11 protein-coding genes are annotated in these 14,394 nt (G+C 66.8%); 5 read left to right on the forward strand and 6 right to left on the reverse strand.

All coding sequences use genetic code 11. The features are described 5' to 3' along the window. Nucleotides 1-2: 2 nt before the first annotated feature. Nucleotides 3-740, reverse strand: coding sequence for a glutamine amidotransferase (locus ACJ8AT_RS19280; RefSeq protein ID WP_407739230.1), 738 nt, complete (start codon nt 738-740; stop codon nt 3-5). A gap of 119 nt (nt 741-859) precedes the next feature. On the opposite strand from ACJ8AT_RS19280, the gene ACJ8AT_RS19285 reads away from it, so the two are divergent. Genes ACJ8AT_RS19285 through ACJ8AT_RS19295 form a run of 3 tightly spaced genes read left to right on the forward strand, consistent with a single transcriptional unit; the run spans nt 860 to nt 5,055 of the window. Continuing rightward, nucleotides 860-2,350: an aldehyde dehydrogenase family protein gene (locus ACJ8AT_RS19285; RefSeq protein ID WP_407739231.1), complete on the forward strand. Its 1,491-nt coding sequence runs from the start codon at nt 860-862 to the stop codon at nt 2,348-2,350. Between the two features lie 30 nt (nt 2,351-2,380). Next, entirely contained in the window at nt 2,381-3,838 is a 1,458-nt protein-coding gene (locus ACJ8AT_RS19290) for a glutamine synthetase family protein (RefSeq protein WP_407739232.1), read from the forward strand. Between the two features lie 32 nt (nt 3,839-3,870). Next, nucleotides 3,871-5,055, forward strand: a complete 1,185-nt coding sequence (locus tag ACJ8AT_RS19295) for an iron-containing alcohol dehydrogenase (protein ID WP_407739233.1) — start codon at nt 3,871-3,873, stop codon at nt 5,053-5,055. Nucleotides 5,056-5,156: 101 nt separating this feature from the next. Here the strand turns inward: ACJ8AT_RS19295 and ACJ8AT_RS19300 are convergent, their stop codons facing one another. Beyond that, nucleotides 5,157-5,957 (reverse strand): DUF6602 domain-containing protein, encoded by an 801-nt coding sequence (locus ACJ8AT_RS19300; protein ID WP_407739234.1) that lies wholly within the window; start codon nt 5,955-5,957, stop codon nt 5,157-5,159. Nucleotides 5,958-7,034: 1,077 nt separating this feature from the next. Here ACJ8AT_RS19300 and ACJ8AT_RS19305 point away from each other — a divergent pair. Continuing rightward, on the forward strand, nt 7,035-7,538 hold the full coding sequence (locus tag ACJ8AT_RS19305) for an SRPBCC family protein (protein ID WP_407739235.1): 504 nt from the start codon (nt 7,035-7,037) through the stop codon (nt 7,536-7,538). Between the two features lie 62 nt (nt 7,539-7,600). Here the strand turns inward: ACJ8AT_RS19305 and ACJ8AT_RS19310 are convergent, their stop codons facing one another. The 4 genes from ACJ8AT_RS19310 to ACJ8AT_RS19325 form a co-directional block, all read right to left on the reverse strand. After that, complete coding sequence (locus tag ACJ8AT_RS19310) at nt 7,601-9,514, reverse strand: N-acetylmuramoyl-L-alanine amidase (protein ID WP_407739236.1); 1,914 nt, start codon at nt 9,512-9,514, stop codon at nt 7,601-7,603. Nucleotides 9,515-9,657: 143 nt separating this feature from the next. Then, nucleotides 9,658-11,451 (reverse strand): protein kinase domain-containing protein, encoded by a 1,794-nt coding sequence (locus ACJ8AT_RS19315; protein ID WP_407739237.1) that lies wholly within the window; start codon nt 11,449-11,451, stop codon nt 9,658-9,660. Nucleotides 11,452-11,830: 379 nt separating this feature from the next. Beyond that, the gene (locus ACJ8AT_RS19320; protein WP_407739238.1) at nt 11,831-12,448 is read right to left on the reverse strand and encodes a hypothetical protein; all 618 of its coding nucleotides are present in this window, start codon (nt 12,446-12,448) and stop codon (nt 11,831-11,833) included. 110 nt (nt 12,449-12,558) lie between these two features. After that, nucleotides 12,559-13,008, reverse strand: coding sequence for a hypothetical protein (locus tag ACJ8AT_RS19325; protein WP_407739239.1), 450 nt, complete (start codon nt 13,006-13,008; stop codon nt 12,559-12,561). Nucleotides 13,009-13,182: 174 nt separating this feature from the next. On the opposite strand from ACJ8AT_RS19325, the gene ACJ8AT_RS19330 reads away from it, so the two are divergent. Further along, entirely contained in the window at nt 13,183-14,388 is a 1,206-nt protein-coding gene (locus ACJ8AT_RS19330) for an acetyl-CoA carboxylase biotin carboxylase subunit family protein (protein ID WP_407739240.1), read from the forward strand. The last annotated feature ends 6 nt before the right edge of the window (nt 14,389-14,394 follow it).

The following is a 14,394-nucleotide window of genomic DNA, read 5'->3' on the forward strand; positions in this document are numbered from 1 at the left end:
TATCAGGTGAAGTGCTCCAGGAAGTTGACCAGGATCTGCCGGCCGTTGGGAGTCGGAGCGATGCCCGCGAGCAGCCGGGGCACGCGCTCCCCCGGAGGCTGGCCGCGCTCGGTGGCCTCGGCCTCCAGCCGCTCGGCGCGGGCCTGGATGAGGGCTCGCATCGCGTCCGGCTGCACCTCTGGGTGGAACTGCACGCCCCGAGCGCACGGCCGGAAGGCCAGCGCCTGGACCGCCGTGTGGGCGTTGCCCGCGAGCACCACCGTTCCCGCAGGAGGCTCGGGCACGATGTCCTCGTGGGTGGCCTGCACGGTGAGGCGCTCGGGCAGCCCTCGGAAGAGCGGATCCGCCCGGCCGTGCTCGGTCAGGTCCACCTGCACGGTGCCGATCTCCCGGCCCAGCGGGCTGCGCACCACGCGGCCTCCATACGCATACGCCAGGAGTTGATGGCCAAAGCACACTCCGAGCACCGGGACGCCCTTCTCCGCCGCATCCACCATGAGCCGCGCCGCGCGCTCCATCCACGGCTCCAGGCGTGTCACCGACAGCGGCGAGCCCGACATCAGCACCGCGTCATAGCCTGCCGCATCCTCCGGCAGCTTCGCGCCCTGGAAGGCGGGCACCACGTCGAATCGATAACCGGACAGTCCAAGGGTCTGTAGAAACCACCGGTCGTAGTCGCCCACCGAGAGGCGTACCGAGGCCGCGGCCTCTCCTGCTTTCAGCAACAGAACGTTCTTCATCTCACCTCACTCCGGCGTGGGTTGCCGCCCCTGGGGGGCCATCCCTACCGTTCGTCGCCGATCCCGAGTCGGTGCCCGCTTTCTCGCGCCTTGGCGCCCGGGCTTTTCCTGGAGTCTCCATGACCGACGCTCGCTCGCTCACTCCTCAACTTCCCGCCCTCAAGCTGCTCATTGATGGCCAGCCTGTGGACCCCGTGGAGGGCGGCACCCTTCCGGTGGTGAACCCTGCCACCGGGCAGAAGATCTGCGACGTGCCCTCCGCCACCGGCGCGGATGTGGACAAGGCCGTCAAGGCCGCGCGCCGCGCCTTCGAGTCCGGTCCCTGGAGCAAGCTGAACCCCAGCGAGCGTGGCAAGCTGATCCGCAAGCTCTCGGAGCTCTTGTGGCAGCGCCGCGAGGAGTTCGCGCTCCTGGAGTCGATGAACAACGGCAAGACGTTCCGCGAGGCCATCCGCGGAGACGTGTCTCCGGGCGCCGCGACGCTGGCCTACTTCTCCGACTGGGCGAACAAGATCACCGGCGAGGTGCTGCCGGTGGACGGCCCCTTCCTCACCTACTGCCTCAAGGAGCCGGTGGGCGTGGTGGCGGCGATCGTCCCCTGGAACTACCCCACGTGCCTGCTGTGCTGGAAGCTGGGCCCGGCGCTCGCCGCGGGGTGCACCGTGGTGGTGAAGCCCTCGGAGCTCACCCCGCTCACCGCGCTCAAGCTGGGCGCGCTCGCCCTGGAGGCGGGCTTCCCGCCGGGCGTGCTCAACGTCGTCACCGGCTATGGAGACCCCACCGGCGAGGCCATCGCCCGGCACCCGGACGTGGACAAGATCTCCTTCACGGGCTCGGGGCGCACGGCGCGCCGGCTGCTGCAGGCCTCGGCCTCCAGCAACCTCAAGAAGCTGACGCTGGAGCTGGGGGGCAAGAGCCCGCAGATCATCCTCCCGGACGCGGACTTCGACACCGCGGTGGAGGCGTGCTTCTGGGGCATCTTCGGCAACAAGGGGGAGATCTGCAACGCGGGCAGCCGCGTGCTCGTCCACGAGAAGGCCTATGAGGCGTTCGTCGGCCGGCTCACCGAGCGCGCCCAGAAGATGCGCGTGGGAGATCCGCTGGATCCCGACACGGAGATGGGCTCGCAGATCAGCCCGCGCCAGCTCGAGACGATCCTCAGCTACATCGACAGCGGCAAGAAGCAGGGCGCGAAGCTGCTGGCCGGCGGCGAGCGGGACACGCAAGGCGTCAAGGCCAAGGGCAACTTCGTCAAGCCCACCATCTTCGGAGACGTGCAGCCGGAGATGAAGATCGCCCAGGAGGAGATCTTCGGCCCGGTGCTCAGCTGCATCCGGTTCCGGGACGAGGCGCACGCGCTGGAGATCGCCAACGGGACCAGCTACGGCCTGGCGGCGTCCATCTGGACGCGCGACGTGGCGAAGGCGCACGCGATGGCGCGCAAGGTGAAGAGTGGCGTGGTGTGGATCAACTGCTTCAACGAGTTCGACGATGCGGCGCCGTTCGGCGGCTACAAGGAGTCCGGCTGGGGCAGGGATCTGTCCCATCACGCCTTGGAGGGGTACCTCCAATACAAGGCCGTGTGGACGAAGCTGCCGACGAGCCTCTGATTCCTCTCTTAAGACAAGGACGCGTAACCCATGGCAATCCGTCCCAAGGCGAAGATCATCTCCCACCCGGCGATGGCGCGGCGCGCCCGCGCGAAGGACAAGGGTGACAACGTGCGCGCCCTGCACCGCGAGCCCGGCGGCGTGGACTTCCTGCGCAAGTGGTTCGAGGAGAAGGGCGTCCGCAAGGTGAAGCTGGGCGCGGTGGACATCGACGGGGTGTGGCGCGGCAAGTACATCTCCCTGGACAAGTTCTTCTCCGCGGCCAAGAGCGGGCTGGGCTTCTGTGACGTCGTCTTCGGGTGGGATCTGGGCGACGAGCTGCTCGACAACACGAAGGTGACGGGCTGGCACACCGGCTACCCGGACGCCCAGGCGCGGGTGGATGTGTCCTCGGGGCGCATCATTCCTTGGGAGCCGGACACGGCGGCCTTCCTGCTGGACTTCGTGAACCCGGACGGCACGCCCTTTGGCCCCAGCCCGCGGCAACTGCTGCAGAAGATTGCCCGGCGCGCGAGGGACATGGGCTACCTGCCGAAGTTCGGTGCCGAGTACGAGTTCTTCATCTTCAAGGAGACGCCCCAGTCGCTCAAGGACAAGGGCTTCCAGAACCTCACGCCGCTCACGCCGGGCATGTTCGGCTACTCGTGGCTGCGCACGTCGATGAACTCGTCGCTGGTGCACGCGCTCATCGATGGGTGCAACGCCTTCGGGCTGGAGATTGAAGGCTTCCACACGGAGACGGGCCCGGGCGTGTTCGAGGCGGCCATCCGCTACGACGAGCTGGAGAAGTCCGCGGACAAGGCGGTGCTCTTCAAGACGGTGGTGAAGGAGATCTGCGCCCGGCACGGGCTGACGGCGTGCTTCATGGCGAAGGTGAACGCGAAGCTGCCGGGGTGCTCGGGGCACGTGCACCAGTCCCTGTGGACGCCCAAGGGGGACCGGAACTTCTTCCACGACGAGGCCTCGCCGGACGGCATGAGCCAGACGATGCGGCACTACATCGGCGGCCTCGTGGAGCTGATGCCGGAGCTGACGGCGCTCTACTGGCCCACGGTGAACAGCTACAAGCGCAGCGTGGAGAACACGTGGGCGCCCACCACCGCCACGTGGGGCCGGGAGAACCGCACCACCGCCATCCGCGTCATTGGCGACAGCCCCAAGTCCATGCGGCTGGAGTACCGGCAGCTCGCCGCGGACATGAACGCGTATATCGGCATGGCCGTGAGCCTGGCGGCGGGCCTGTGGGGCATCCAGAACAAGGTGGAGCCGCCGCCGGTGTGCTCGGGCAACGGCTATGAGGCCAGCGCCCAGCCGCTGCCGCGCAACCTGAAGGAGGCGGTGGAGCTGCTCGAGCGCTCCGAGCGCGCCCGGGAGCTGCTCGGCGAGGACTTCGTGGACCACTACGTGCGCACGCGCAAGTGGGAGGTCCGCCAGTACGAGCGCGCCGTCACCAACTGGGAGCTCGAGCGCTACATGGAGCTCATCTGAGCCGTTACAGGGAAGGACTGGTTCCGAATACGATGCATCCCTTCGATATGCCCACTGATGCGCGCGTCACCGAGATGGCCTGGCCCACGAAGATTGTCTTCGGCGTGGGCGCTCTGAAGCGTCTGCCCGCGCAGGTGGCGCGGCTGAAGATGAAGCGCCCGCTGGTGGTGACGGACGCGGGCGTGGTGAAGGTAGGGCTCGCCGAGCGCGTGCTCGCCGAGCTGAAGGCCGCCGGCGTGGACTACGCGGTGTTCGATCGCGTGGAGCCCAACCCCACGGAGAAGGACGTGTTCGCGGGGCTGGAGGCCTACCGCAGCGGCGGGTGCGATGGGATCATCGCGCTCGGGGGAGGCAGCCCGCTGGATGCGGCGAAGCTGATCCAGCTGCTCACCACGCACGAGCCGCCGCTGTCGCGCTACGACGACGCCAAGGGCGGGGACCAGTACGTGCGCGATGATCTGCCGCCGCTGATCGCCATTCCGACCACGGCGGGGACGGGCTCGGAGGTGAGCCGCTCGGGCGTGGCGACGCTGCAGGACACGGGGCGCAAGACGGTCATCTTCAGCCCGTTCCTGCTGCCCAAGGCGGCCATCTGCGATCCGGAGCTGACGCTCGGGCTTCCGCCGGGGGTGACGGCGGCGACGGGGATGGATGCCTTCACGCACTGCCTGGAGGCGTACCTGGCCAACGGCTTCCACCCGCTGGCGGACGCGGTGGCCATCGATGGCATCATCCGCGTGGGGCGCTCGTTGGTGACGGCGGTGAAGGAGGGGAGCAACGTCTCGGCGCGCGCGGACATGATGGTGGCCGCGATGGAAGGGGCCATGGCCTTCCAGAAGGGCCTGGGCGCCTGCCACGCGCTGGCGCACGCGCTGACGCCGATCTCCGGGGTGCACCACGGCTTGGCGAACGCGATCGTCCTGCCGGTGGTGATGGAGTTCAACCGGCCGATGACCACGGCGCGGCTGGCGCGCGTGGCGGTGGCGCTGGGCGAGTTCGTCAACATGCGCGACGATGTGCTCGCGGGCCATGCCATTGAGCGGGTGCGCAAGCTGAACGCGGCGATTGGAATTCCCGCGCGGCTGCGGGACGTGGGGGTGCAGGAGAAGGACTTGGAGAAGATTGCCGCCAAGGCCTTCGAGGACGCCTCGCACCTGAGCAACCCGCGCAAGTGCACCCAGGAGGACCTGCTGATGATGGCCCGCGAGGCGTTCTAACCAGACGCTGAGTGGGTGATTAGAATCCCCGATGGGATCGAATCCTGCTGGGGCACGCCGAATCGGTCTTCCTTGTCATCCCATGCACGCGGCGAGTCGCTCTATGGAGCGAACCGAGTGCCTGGCATGTTTACACCGGCTACGTACGGCAAAGGGTTGAGCCAACTCCCCTGAATGTTGCTACCTGCTACGGTCAAGAAGAGGAACAGCATCAGTAAGTTGTCGGTTGCGGTATCTGCAAAAACCCATTTGCAGTTGGGGTTCTGCGTGCGAGCTTCGTCTCTAATGAGCCCATAAGGGACATTGTCGTAATACATGAAGCCTTTCCCAAGCACGAAAACTCCATCAAGCGCAGGACTTGAGGTGGAGATTCTGGCATCGGGTTTGATTGGTAGCGCCGTGTCTGGGATGCCAAGCTTTCGATAAGCGGGACCAACCCAGCCGTAAGTCGTTGAGATCGAGGCGGGGCCATCATACGCCACGAGGAAGTTGAGGATATTGGGCGGGACGTAGCCAGAACTGAAGCTTTGAATTGTATTGCGTTTTAATGACTTTAAGCTGTGGGCCGCTTTCGCTGCCTGTTCGAATGCGGCTTGATCCAATAGAGATTTCACTTCGATTGTGGCTATTACCGACTCGGCAAGAAAGCCATGGATATTGCCTCCAAAGGCAAGACGGGGATACTCTCTCTTATACAGAACGATATCAATCTGTGGGCGAGCCTGACCCGGTTGAGAATCGGCATCAATGACTTCTCCGCTTCCTATTGCGAGCCGCTCACTCAGGTGGTTTTGGAGGTATTCGCGAATAAAGGTTTCGCGCGGGGTCCCCTTGTGAATCGTGTGACCTGTCGAAGCCGGGATCCTGCCACTCGCGATTAAATGTTGCTCCATGGCCGCCATATGTGTGCGAAGCATTTTTTGTAGATGTTGAAATAGTAAAGGGTTTTGGGTGGGTAGGATTGGCTGGCTGGTTTATCTTCGAGTCTTTGCTTGACGAGCCTTTCGCGGGCGCTTCCGCAGAACTGGCTTCTTGCCCTGGCCCTTTGAGTAGGTGCGACTGGCGCCTTTCGGCTTCACTCCAGGCAGGACGTCGGAGTTCTCCTCAAAGAAGCTTCTGACGAAGCTCATCGCGTTCATCAGCGAGTCCACGGGCCCGCTCCCGAAGATCGGTTTGATTCGCGGCTTGGTGTAGCCCTCAATGAGTACAGGGCAGTACCAGACCCGTTCCTGGGGGTAGTGAAGCGGCCGACCCACCGTGAGCCGTGAGATACGCTGCTGACCCTTGGGGGTGACGTACTCCCAATGATCATCCGCGATGGGATCTTCGATCCGGGTCAGCTTGGGGCGCCAGTCTTCATTCCGTGGCATGGGGCATCACCTCATGGGTCCCGCGGAGGACCGAAGTAGGCTCGGCAGAACACGTTACATGCAGCTTTTCCGGTACGGCACACGCCCCAGCACACCGCCTTGAGCTTCTGCTCTCGCTTCGTTCTTCCAGGAAGCATTCTGCAGAACTCCTCCATGGCATCACCCCCAGCGTTACAGGCTTGAATGCACGCGAAGGACTTCCACGGATCTGCTGTGGTCGTGGGTTCACCGGGTTCCGGTTCGGGCAGCAACTCCGGACAGGCTTCGGGGTTCAACTTGCAGAACTCGGATTCGTGTCTCTCCGTGGGTGGCAGCACAGGGCCGGAAGCCTGCGCCTTCTGGTAAAGGGCGCCCGTGCGTCCGCTGGACTGGACCGCACAACCCGATATTGCAAGTACAGCCAGGAAGGTGAGGGCAAGGGGCCTCTGCATTCGGAGGACTGTAGAGGTGATGCACTGACCCTACAACCGCAGAAGATGCGGGATTGGACGCCAAAGCCTTCGAGGAGCCCTCGCACTTCCTCTCGCCGAAGCGATGCCGACTTCGCGCCCAACTCCGCATTACTGAGCCTCGGGGGCACCTCTCCAGCAGGCTATAGTCACGGGCACCATGCCTGATGCCGCGCTCGATCCCTCCTCGCTGCCGCTGCAGACGCCCGCTCCTGGCGCCAGCGTCCGCCACTTTACCGAGACCATCTCGACGACGCTCCCTCCCGAGCTCGTCTGGGCGGAGTTCACGCGTACGCTGAAGAACTCGCAGGAGGGCCCGCTCTGGCCCAACGAGGTGTCCACCGTGCGCGTGCTGCAACTTCCCATCGCCCAGGGCTCGGTGCTCGCCGAGCGCATCACCCTCACCGGCATGATGGTGCACTACCGCCTGATGCGCTTCGAGCCTCCGCGCTTGCTGGAGTATGCCGCGCTGCAGGGGCACCACCTCGCGGGCGGCGCCGTCGTGTCCATCGAGAGCTCCGCGGGGAAGACCACCCTGCGCTGGCAGGGCGAGTATCGCGCCTCGGAGGCGTCGCTCGCCCAACTCGACCGCTTCCGCGTGGCCTTCTTCTCGGGCCTCGCCCGCCAGTTCCAGCAGCTGGAGTCCTCCGCCCCAGCGCGGTGAGGGCGTGCGAGGCGGAAGCCCCTGAGCGCTCAGCGGCTTCCTGCCCCCGCTCCGTCCCGGCCCTACTCCGTCGGCAAGCCACCTCCGCTCGTGTCGCCGGAGACGACGTCCACGTCGCTCGCCAGCACGTAGGCGATGCGATGGTTGAAGTTGACCTGGTAATAGAGGAACTGCCCCGGCACCACCTTGTGATTGGAGCCCTCGACCCTGGGCGCGTACGTGGGCGAGTAGTAGTAGTCGCTGCGGATAGGGCCCTCCGCCACATAACGCTGGCCCGCGGGGATGCTGTACGGGGTGAGCGGAATGAAGCCGTTGGCGACGAGGGGAGGCGGGTACGCCGCCGCTTCCGGGTAGGCCCTGCCGTAGAGCGGAATGGAGCTCTTGCCCGCCTTGGGCGTCACCGCCAGGCCATGGCCCGGCCGGGTGTTTGCGCGGCCCGGGTTGTAGAACCAGGCCTTCTGGCCGCTGAAGTAGATGGCGTCCCAGTCTCCCAGGTGATCGGCCAGGTAGTACTGCATGCCGGTCGCCGCCTTGTTGCCCCAGTTCTCCGCGCGAATGGGATCCAGCGTGAGGAAGGGATTGGTGATCTTCGGCGCGTCGAAGCTGGGCTGCGTGTACAGGTACACGAAGTTGGACGCCTGGGCTGGAACTTCGTGGCAGCCCGAGGCGTTGTAGCAGTACGTCACCGTCGGCATGTTCGTCGCGAAGTCCGGAGAGATCTTCACGATGTTCGGGTTCGCGTGCTCCACCGGCTCGAGATTGCCCCCGAGCAGCTCCATGTAGTGGTCCCAGTCCCAGAACGGACCCGGATCCCAGTGCATGGTGCCCTGGTTGGTGGTGGACGTGCCCGGGACGTTGTCGTGGCCGATGATGTGCTCGCGATCGATGGGGACGTTGAACCGCAGGGCCAGGTAGCGCACCAGCCGGGCCGACGCCTGATACATCTGCTCGTTGTACCAGGTGGCCCCTTCAATCGCTTCGCCCTCGTGCTCGATGCCGAGCGAGTGGATGTTCACCCACCAGTTGCCGGCGTGCCAGGCCACGTGCGTGGTCGGCACCATCTGCGCGACGAAGCCGTCCGAGGCGCGCACCACGTAGTGCGCGCAGGCGAAGTACTTCGGGTTCTGGAAGAGCGAGAGCGTGCGGGTGTAGTCCGTCTCGGTGTCGTGGATGACGATGTAGCGGATATCCAGCCCATCGGCCGGGCGGAGGGCGACGTCATAGTTGCCGTAGTCCGACGGGCTGGCGGAGTTCTGGGCGTACGCGGCCGGGATGAAGGCGCAGGAGAGCCAGGGCGGGCACTCGGTGCCGCTGTTCGGGCTGACGTGCAGCAGCAGCGTAGAGGCGGTGAGGGTGTTGGGGATGAGGGGCTCGGCCCGCAGCGCGACGATCTGCCCGTCGAGCGTGGTGCGCGCAGCGCCCTGCTGGATGGTGGTGTACACCGTGTCGGCGAAGTCGAGCGCGGTGGCCTGCTCGGAGGAGCCGCTGAACAGGGCGACAGCGCCGTACCAGTCCGCCACGCTCTGGGGCAGCTTGCCCAGGGTATAGCGCGCGTACTGTGCCAGGAGCGCCGCGCCGCCGCGGATGTTCTGGGTGGGATCCCGCTGGAGCTCTTCGGGCTCCACGCCCAACAACTGAGCCGCGGTGTCCAGGGTGTGGAAGCTCGGGTCGTCGGCGTCAGGCGTGCTGACCCGGTCAATGTCGTCACCCTTGAGCTGGCTCAGCCGGGGACCGTCCACATGGGTCAGGTGCATGGGCCCGTACCCGCCCGAGGCGCTCGGCGATCCGGCGTGGTGCTCCCAGCGCGACACATTGTAGGAGACGGAGAGCAGCACGCTCTCGGGCACGCCGAACTCGCGCGAGGCAGCCGTGAACGCCGATTGCCGCGAGGTGGGGGTGCTCAGGCTCTCGGCAGCGGCGCCCTCGGCCCCGAGCGCCGGCAGCGAGAGGAGGGCGAAGGCGACGCTCGTCCACACACCGATGAGAGACCACCAGGAAGTACCGCCAGGTTCAGCTCGGTTCGCGTTCACTCCAGGCTCCTTTGCGATGACACGCGACGGCATTCGCGCTGTCGAGCCCGAGTCTAGTTTATCTGGAATCCATGTAAAAGATGGGAACTCTACTTAAGCGGTGCTGTGCCTGGGTGGGGGCTCCGCAGCCGGGCTCGTGCCGAGCGCCAGCGCTTGAGCGACTCGAGGTCCAGCGGATCCACGCGCAGGGCGGCCTCGTAGGAGATCAACGCCTCGGGGAGCTGGCCTTGCGCGGCGAACGCATCCCCCGTGGCGAGGTGGAGGGTGGCGTGCCCCTCCGGCACCCGGTGCCGCGCGAGGAACCTGTGGCGGCACTGCTCCAGGTCCGTGACGGTGAGCCCTCCGGACAGGCACCGCAGCAGGCCCTCCAGGTTGCGCAGGCTCGCGTCATACTCCGCGCGGCGCTCCGGGTGGCCCAGCACGTGGAACGCCTCCGCCACGCGCGCCAGCGCCCGTTCCACCTGGGCCCGCTGGCCGGGGGACAGGGGGTGCTTCAGCAGCGGCTCGAGCGTCAGCCGCGCCTCGCGCGCGTTCACCCGCACCGTGTCGAAGTCCGCGTCCCATGTCGCGCCCAGCACCAGGTAGTGGTCCCCCAGGAGCCGGCTCCGGAAGCGCTGGAGCGCCGCCTCCGCCTGTGGATCCTCCGCGACGCTGCTCAAGGGCGGAGTCTGCGGAGCCACCCGCTCGCCGGCCAGCAGCCGCTCGAAGGCCTCCAGGAAGCCGGGCGCGCTGTCTCGCAGTTGCACCCCAAAGCCCGGCACCATGTTCCACTGCCGCGCCTGCTGGGCGGACACGTGCCGCACCACTTGCGCCGTGCAGGCCAGCTCTCCCCCCGGCAGCTTCAGCAGCAGCCCCACGTCCTCGAGCAGCGCGGGCGGCGGCGCCTCGGTGTGCAGGAAGAGGCCGGCGCGTCCCATGCGCTCGCAGCGCAGCTCCGCCGAGCCGCTGCCTCCGCTCACCCGCACCCGCGCCGTGAGGAGAGGCGGGGGCTGCTGCTCCGGCCGCAAGGAGGACTGCAGCGCCTGTCGCAGCTCCTCGGCCGTGGCGAAGCGGTCCTCCGGGCGCTTGGCCATCGCTCGTGCCAGGACGCGAGAGAGCTCTGGAGAGACCTCCGAGCGTACCTCGTGGGCCAGGCGCGGCGGCTTCAGCATGTGCCCCAGGAGGACTTCCGCCGGGTGCTGCCCGGTGAAGGGCAGGCTCCCGGTGACGAGCAGGTAGCCCATCACCCCCACCGCATACAGGTCCGCGCGCGCGTCCACCGGCGCTCCAGAGCACTGCTCGGGGGCCATGTACTCCGGCGTTCCCAGCAGCGTCCCGTTCTGCGTGGGCGTCATGCCCGTGGGGTACGTCAAGAGCTTGGCGATGCCGAAGTCCAGCAGCTTCACCCGAAGGCGCTCGCCGTTGCCGGGCACCAGGAAGACGTTGGCCGGCTTGAGATCTCTGTGGACGATGCCATGCGCGTGCGCGGCCCCGAGCGCGTCACACACCTGCGAGAGCAGCTCCACCACCAGCGCCGGCTCCAGCGGCCCCTTCGTGAAGGAGGCCAGGCTCTCGCCCTCCAGGTACTCCATTACCAAGTACGGGCGGCCGTCCCTCAGCGCCAGATCGTACAGCGTGACGACGTTCGGGTGCTGGATCAGTGTCAGCGTGCGGGCCTCGGAGAGGAAGCGGGACACCAGCCGCCGCTCCCGCGCCAGGTGCGCGTGCAGCACCTTCACCGCCACGCGCTTCTGGATCAGCGCGTGCTCGGCCATCCACACCGCCCCCATTCCGCCTCGGCCCAGCTCGTGCACGATCTGATAGCTGCCGAACTTCTGCCCGGTGTAGTCCTCCCGGTCCGGCGCAGGGGGCACCAGGGTCGGCCCCCGGTACGTGTCCGACAAGCCCTCTCCCGAGCGGATGAGGGTGGGACAGTCCGCCACCTCAGGGTGTGGACTCGCGCAACGGCAGAGGGGCAGAGGAGCTTGCACGGGGGCCCGGGGACAATGAGGGGTGTTCGGGCATACGGCCTGGCCCGAACTCGCCCCCTCGATGCGACAAGCGTGCCGATACCGAGGCTCCTCGCACTGTTTCCAGGGACACCTTCAACCCGTTGATTGGATTCGGATTTTGGACAGTGTCGGGAACCGGGCGCTCGCGCGGGGGGGAGCGCCGGAGGACTGACCCTGTAAGAACGCCAGCCTGCGCGGCGGAAGAATTTTCAGCTTCAAGCCTCCCTGCCGCGCGGCCCCAGGACGGCAGGGAGGGTGTTCGTCCCCTGCCTCAGGGCCCCTTGACGGTGTGGCAGTTGTTGCAGCTGAACGTCCCAGGCTGGGGGTTGGAGTTCTGCGGATCGTACTCCTTCACGCCGAGCAGGGTGGCCATCTGGGGCTTCACCTTCTCGGCCATGAACTTCACCCACTCGGGCTCCTTCTGCATGACCGGGCCGAACTCTTCGGGAGGCGGGAGCGCGAAGAGCTCCGGGTTGGGCATCGAGAAGGAGCGGTCCCTCGCGTCCGGGCCGTGGCAGGTCGCGCAGGTGACCTGGGCGAACTTCTTGTTATCGAAGGCTTGGAACACCTCCTTCATCTTCGGCATGACGACCATGAACATGTACCGGCCGCGCTGCGGCTTCGTCATGTCCTTCCACGCCACCTGCGGCGGGCCGACCACGGGCTCCTGGCCCCCAGGGGGCGGTCCCTGATGCTCGGCCCCCGGCGGGGGAGGGCCTCCGCCCGGGTTGGTGGGAGCGGCGGTGGCAGTGCTCGGGTTGGCGGGAGCCTCGGTGGCGTTGTGCGACTCGGCGGGAGTCGTGGTGGCAGCGCTCTGACTGGCGCAGGAGAGCGCGCTGGCGGCGGTCAGCCCTGCGAGCGCGAGGAAGGCGATGGAGCAGTTCTTCATGGGGACTCCTGTCAGGGGGGAAGGCCGCGCAGCATGCCACGGCAGGGTGCGTTGTTCGCGCATTGCTCTTGGACTGGCAGCGGGACCACGGGCACTGAGCTCCCACTGAGTCAGTGCGGATCGGCCGGGGGAGGCGCTTCCTGCGTCTCAGGAGGGAGCTGTTGCGCCGCCTTCTTGCGCACGAGGCGCTTGGTGGCGGTCTCCTCCTCCTCGGTCTGCTGGCGACGGCGCGTGAGCCCCTGGGCCTCATCCACGAACCAGAAGAGCACCCGGAAGAACGCCGCGATGACGGTGAGCAGGACGGAGGACAGGAACCATCTCAGCACCGAGCCCACCCAGCCTCCCACCGCTACCTGGATGGCATAGGTGCCTGTGAGCGGCACCAGCGCGAAGGCCACATAGTGCGAGACGCAGTAGGGGCAGGACAGGAGGTAGCCAAACCAGGTGTCCTTTCCGCCCAGCCGCTCACGGATGGGAGCGAAGATGCGCTCCTTCGAGATCGTCTGGGAGATCCCCATCACCACCGCGGACACGGCGAAGAGCTGGAAGACGTCCGTCATGCCCTCAAAGGTGGGTGACGCGAATAGAACGTGCCTGCCCGCTCGCAAGCCCTACCCACGAGCGGGCCAGGGCTCCTCGGCGCGGGAGGCCGGGCTCACCGGTGAGCCCGCATAGGGCCGATAGCGACACGCGCCGGTTGATCTCGGAGTGAAGTCGGGGTGAGGTGGAGGGGAATGAACTCCTCTCCTCGGCTGAACGTGCTGTGCCTCGCCAGCTTCTTCAAGGGCAATCGCTTCTTCCAGCGGCTGCACGAGGAGGGCTGCCATGTCACCCTGATCACCTCGGACCGCTTCAAGGACGAGGACTGGGCCCGGCAGTACATCCACGAGTTCCACTCCGTGGCCTCCTTCGAGGACCGCACGGCGCTGCTTCATGGCGTCGCGTGGCTGTTCCGCAACCGGCGCATCGACCGGATCATCGCCCTGGACGACTTCGACGTGGAGGTCGGCGCCTCCCTGCGCGAGCACTTCCGGCTCCCCGGCATGGGCGACTCGGCCGCGCGGTTCTTCCGGGACAAGCTGGCCATGCGGGTGAAGGCGCGCGAGCTGGGAATCAATGTCCCGCGCTTCACGCCCGTCTTCCATCACCCGGATGTCGCGAAGTTCCTCTCCGAGGTGCCGGCGCCCTGGCTCATCAAGCCGCGCTCGGAGGCCTCTGCCGTGGGCATCAAGAAGCTGCACTCGGCGGACGAGGCGTGGGCGGCCATCCACGAGCTTGGCGATCGTCAGTCGTTCCACGTCCTGGAGCAGATGATCCCCGGGGACCTGTACCACGTGGACTCGCTCACGCAGGATGGCAAGATCGCCTTCGTGGAGGTGGGCCGCTACGGCCGCCCCTTGCTGGAAGTCGCCCACGAGGGTGGCATCTACGTCACTCGCACGCAGCCTCGCGACTCGAAGGAGGCGCGCGAGCTCATCAAGCTCAACGCCGCCGTGCTCGAGGGCTTCGGGCTGCGCCGCGGCGCTTCTCACACCGAGTTCATCATCGGCCGGGATGACGGCAAGCCCTACTTCATCGAGACGTCGGCCCGCGTGGGCGGCGCGAACATCTCGGACATGGTGGAGGCCGCTACGGGCGTGAACCTGTGGAGCGAGTGGGCGAAGCTCGAGATTGAGGGCGAGGGTTACGCCTACAAGGCGCCGAGGGCTCGCGAGGAGTTCGGCGGAGTCGTCATCTCACTCGCCCGAGACGAGTTCCCAGACACCTCTTCGTTCACGGACTCGGAGATCGTCGACAGGCTCCGGAAGAAGAACCACATCGGGTTCGTCGTGCGCTCCCCGAAGCAGGCGCGCGTCGAGGAGCTGCTGAAGACGTACCTGGAGCGCATCGCGCGGGACTTCCACGCCTCGCTCCCCGCGCCGGTGAAGTCCACCTCGTAGGCGCCG

The organism is Hyalangium sp., assembly GCF_045802625.1.
GTDB lineage: Bacteria > Myxococcota > Myxococcia > Myxococcales > Myxococcaceae > Hyalangium.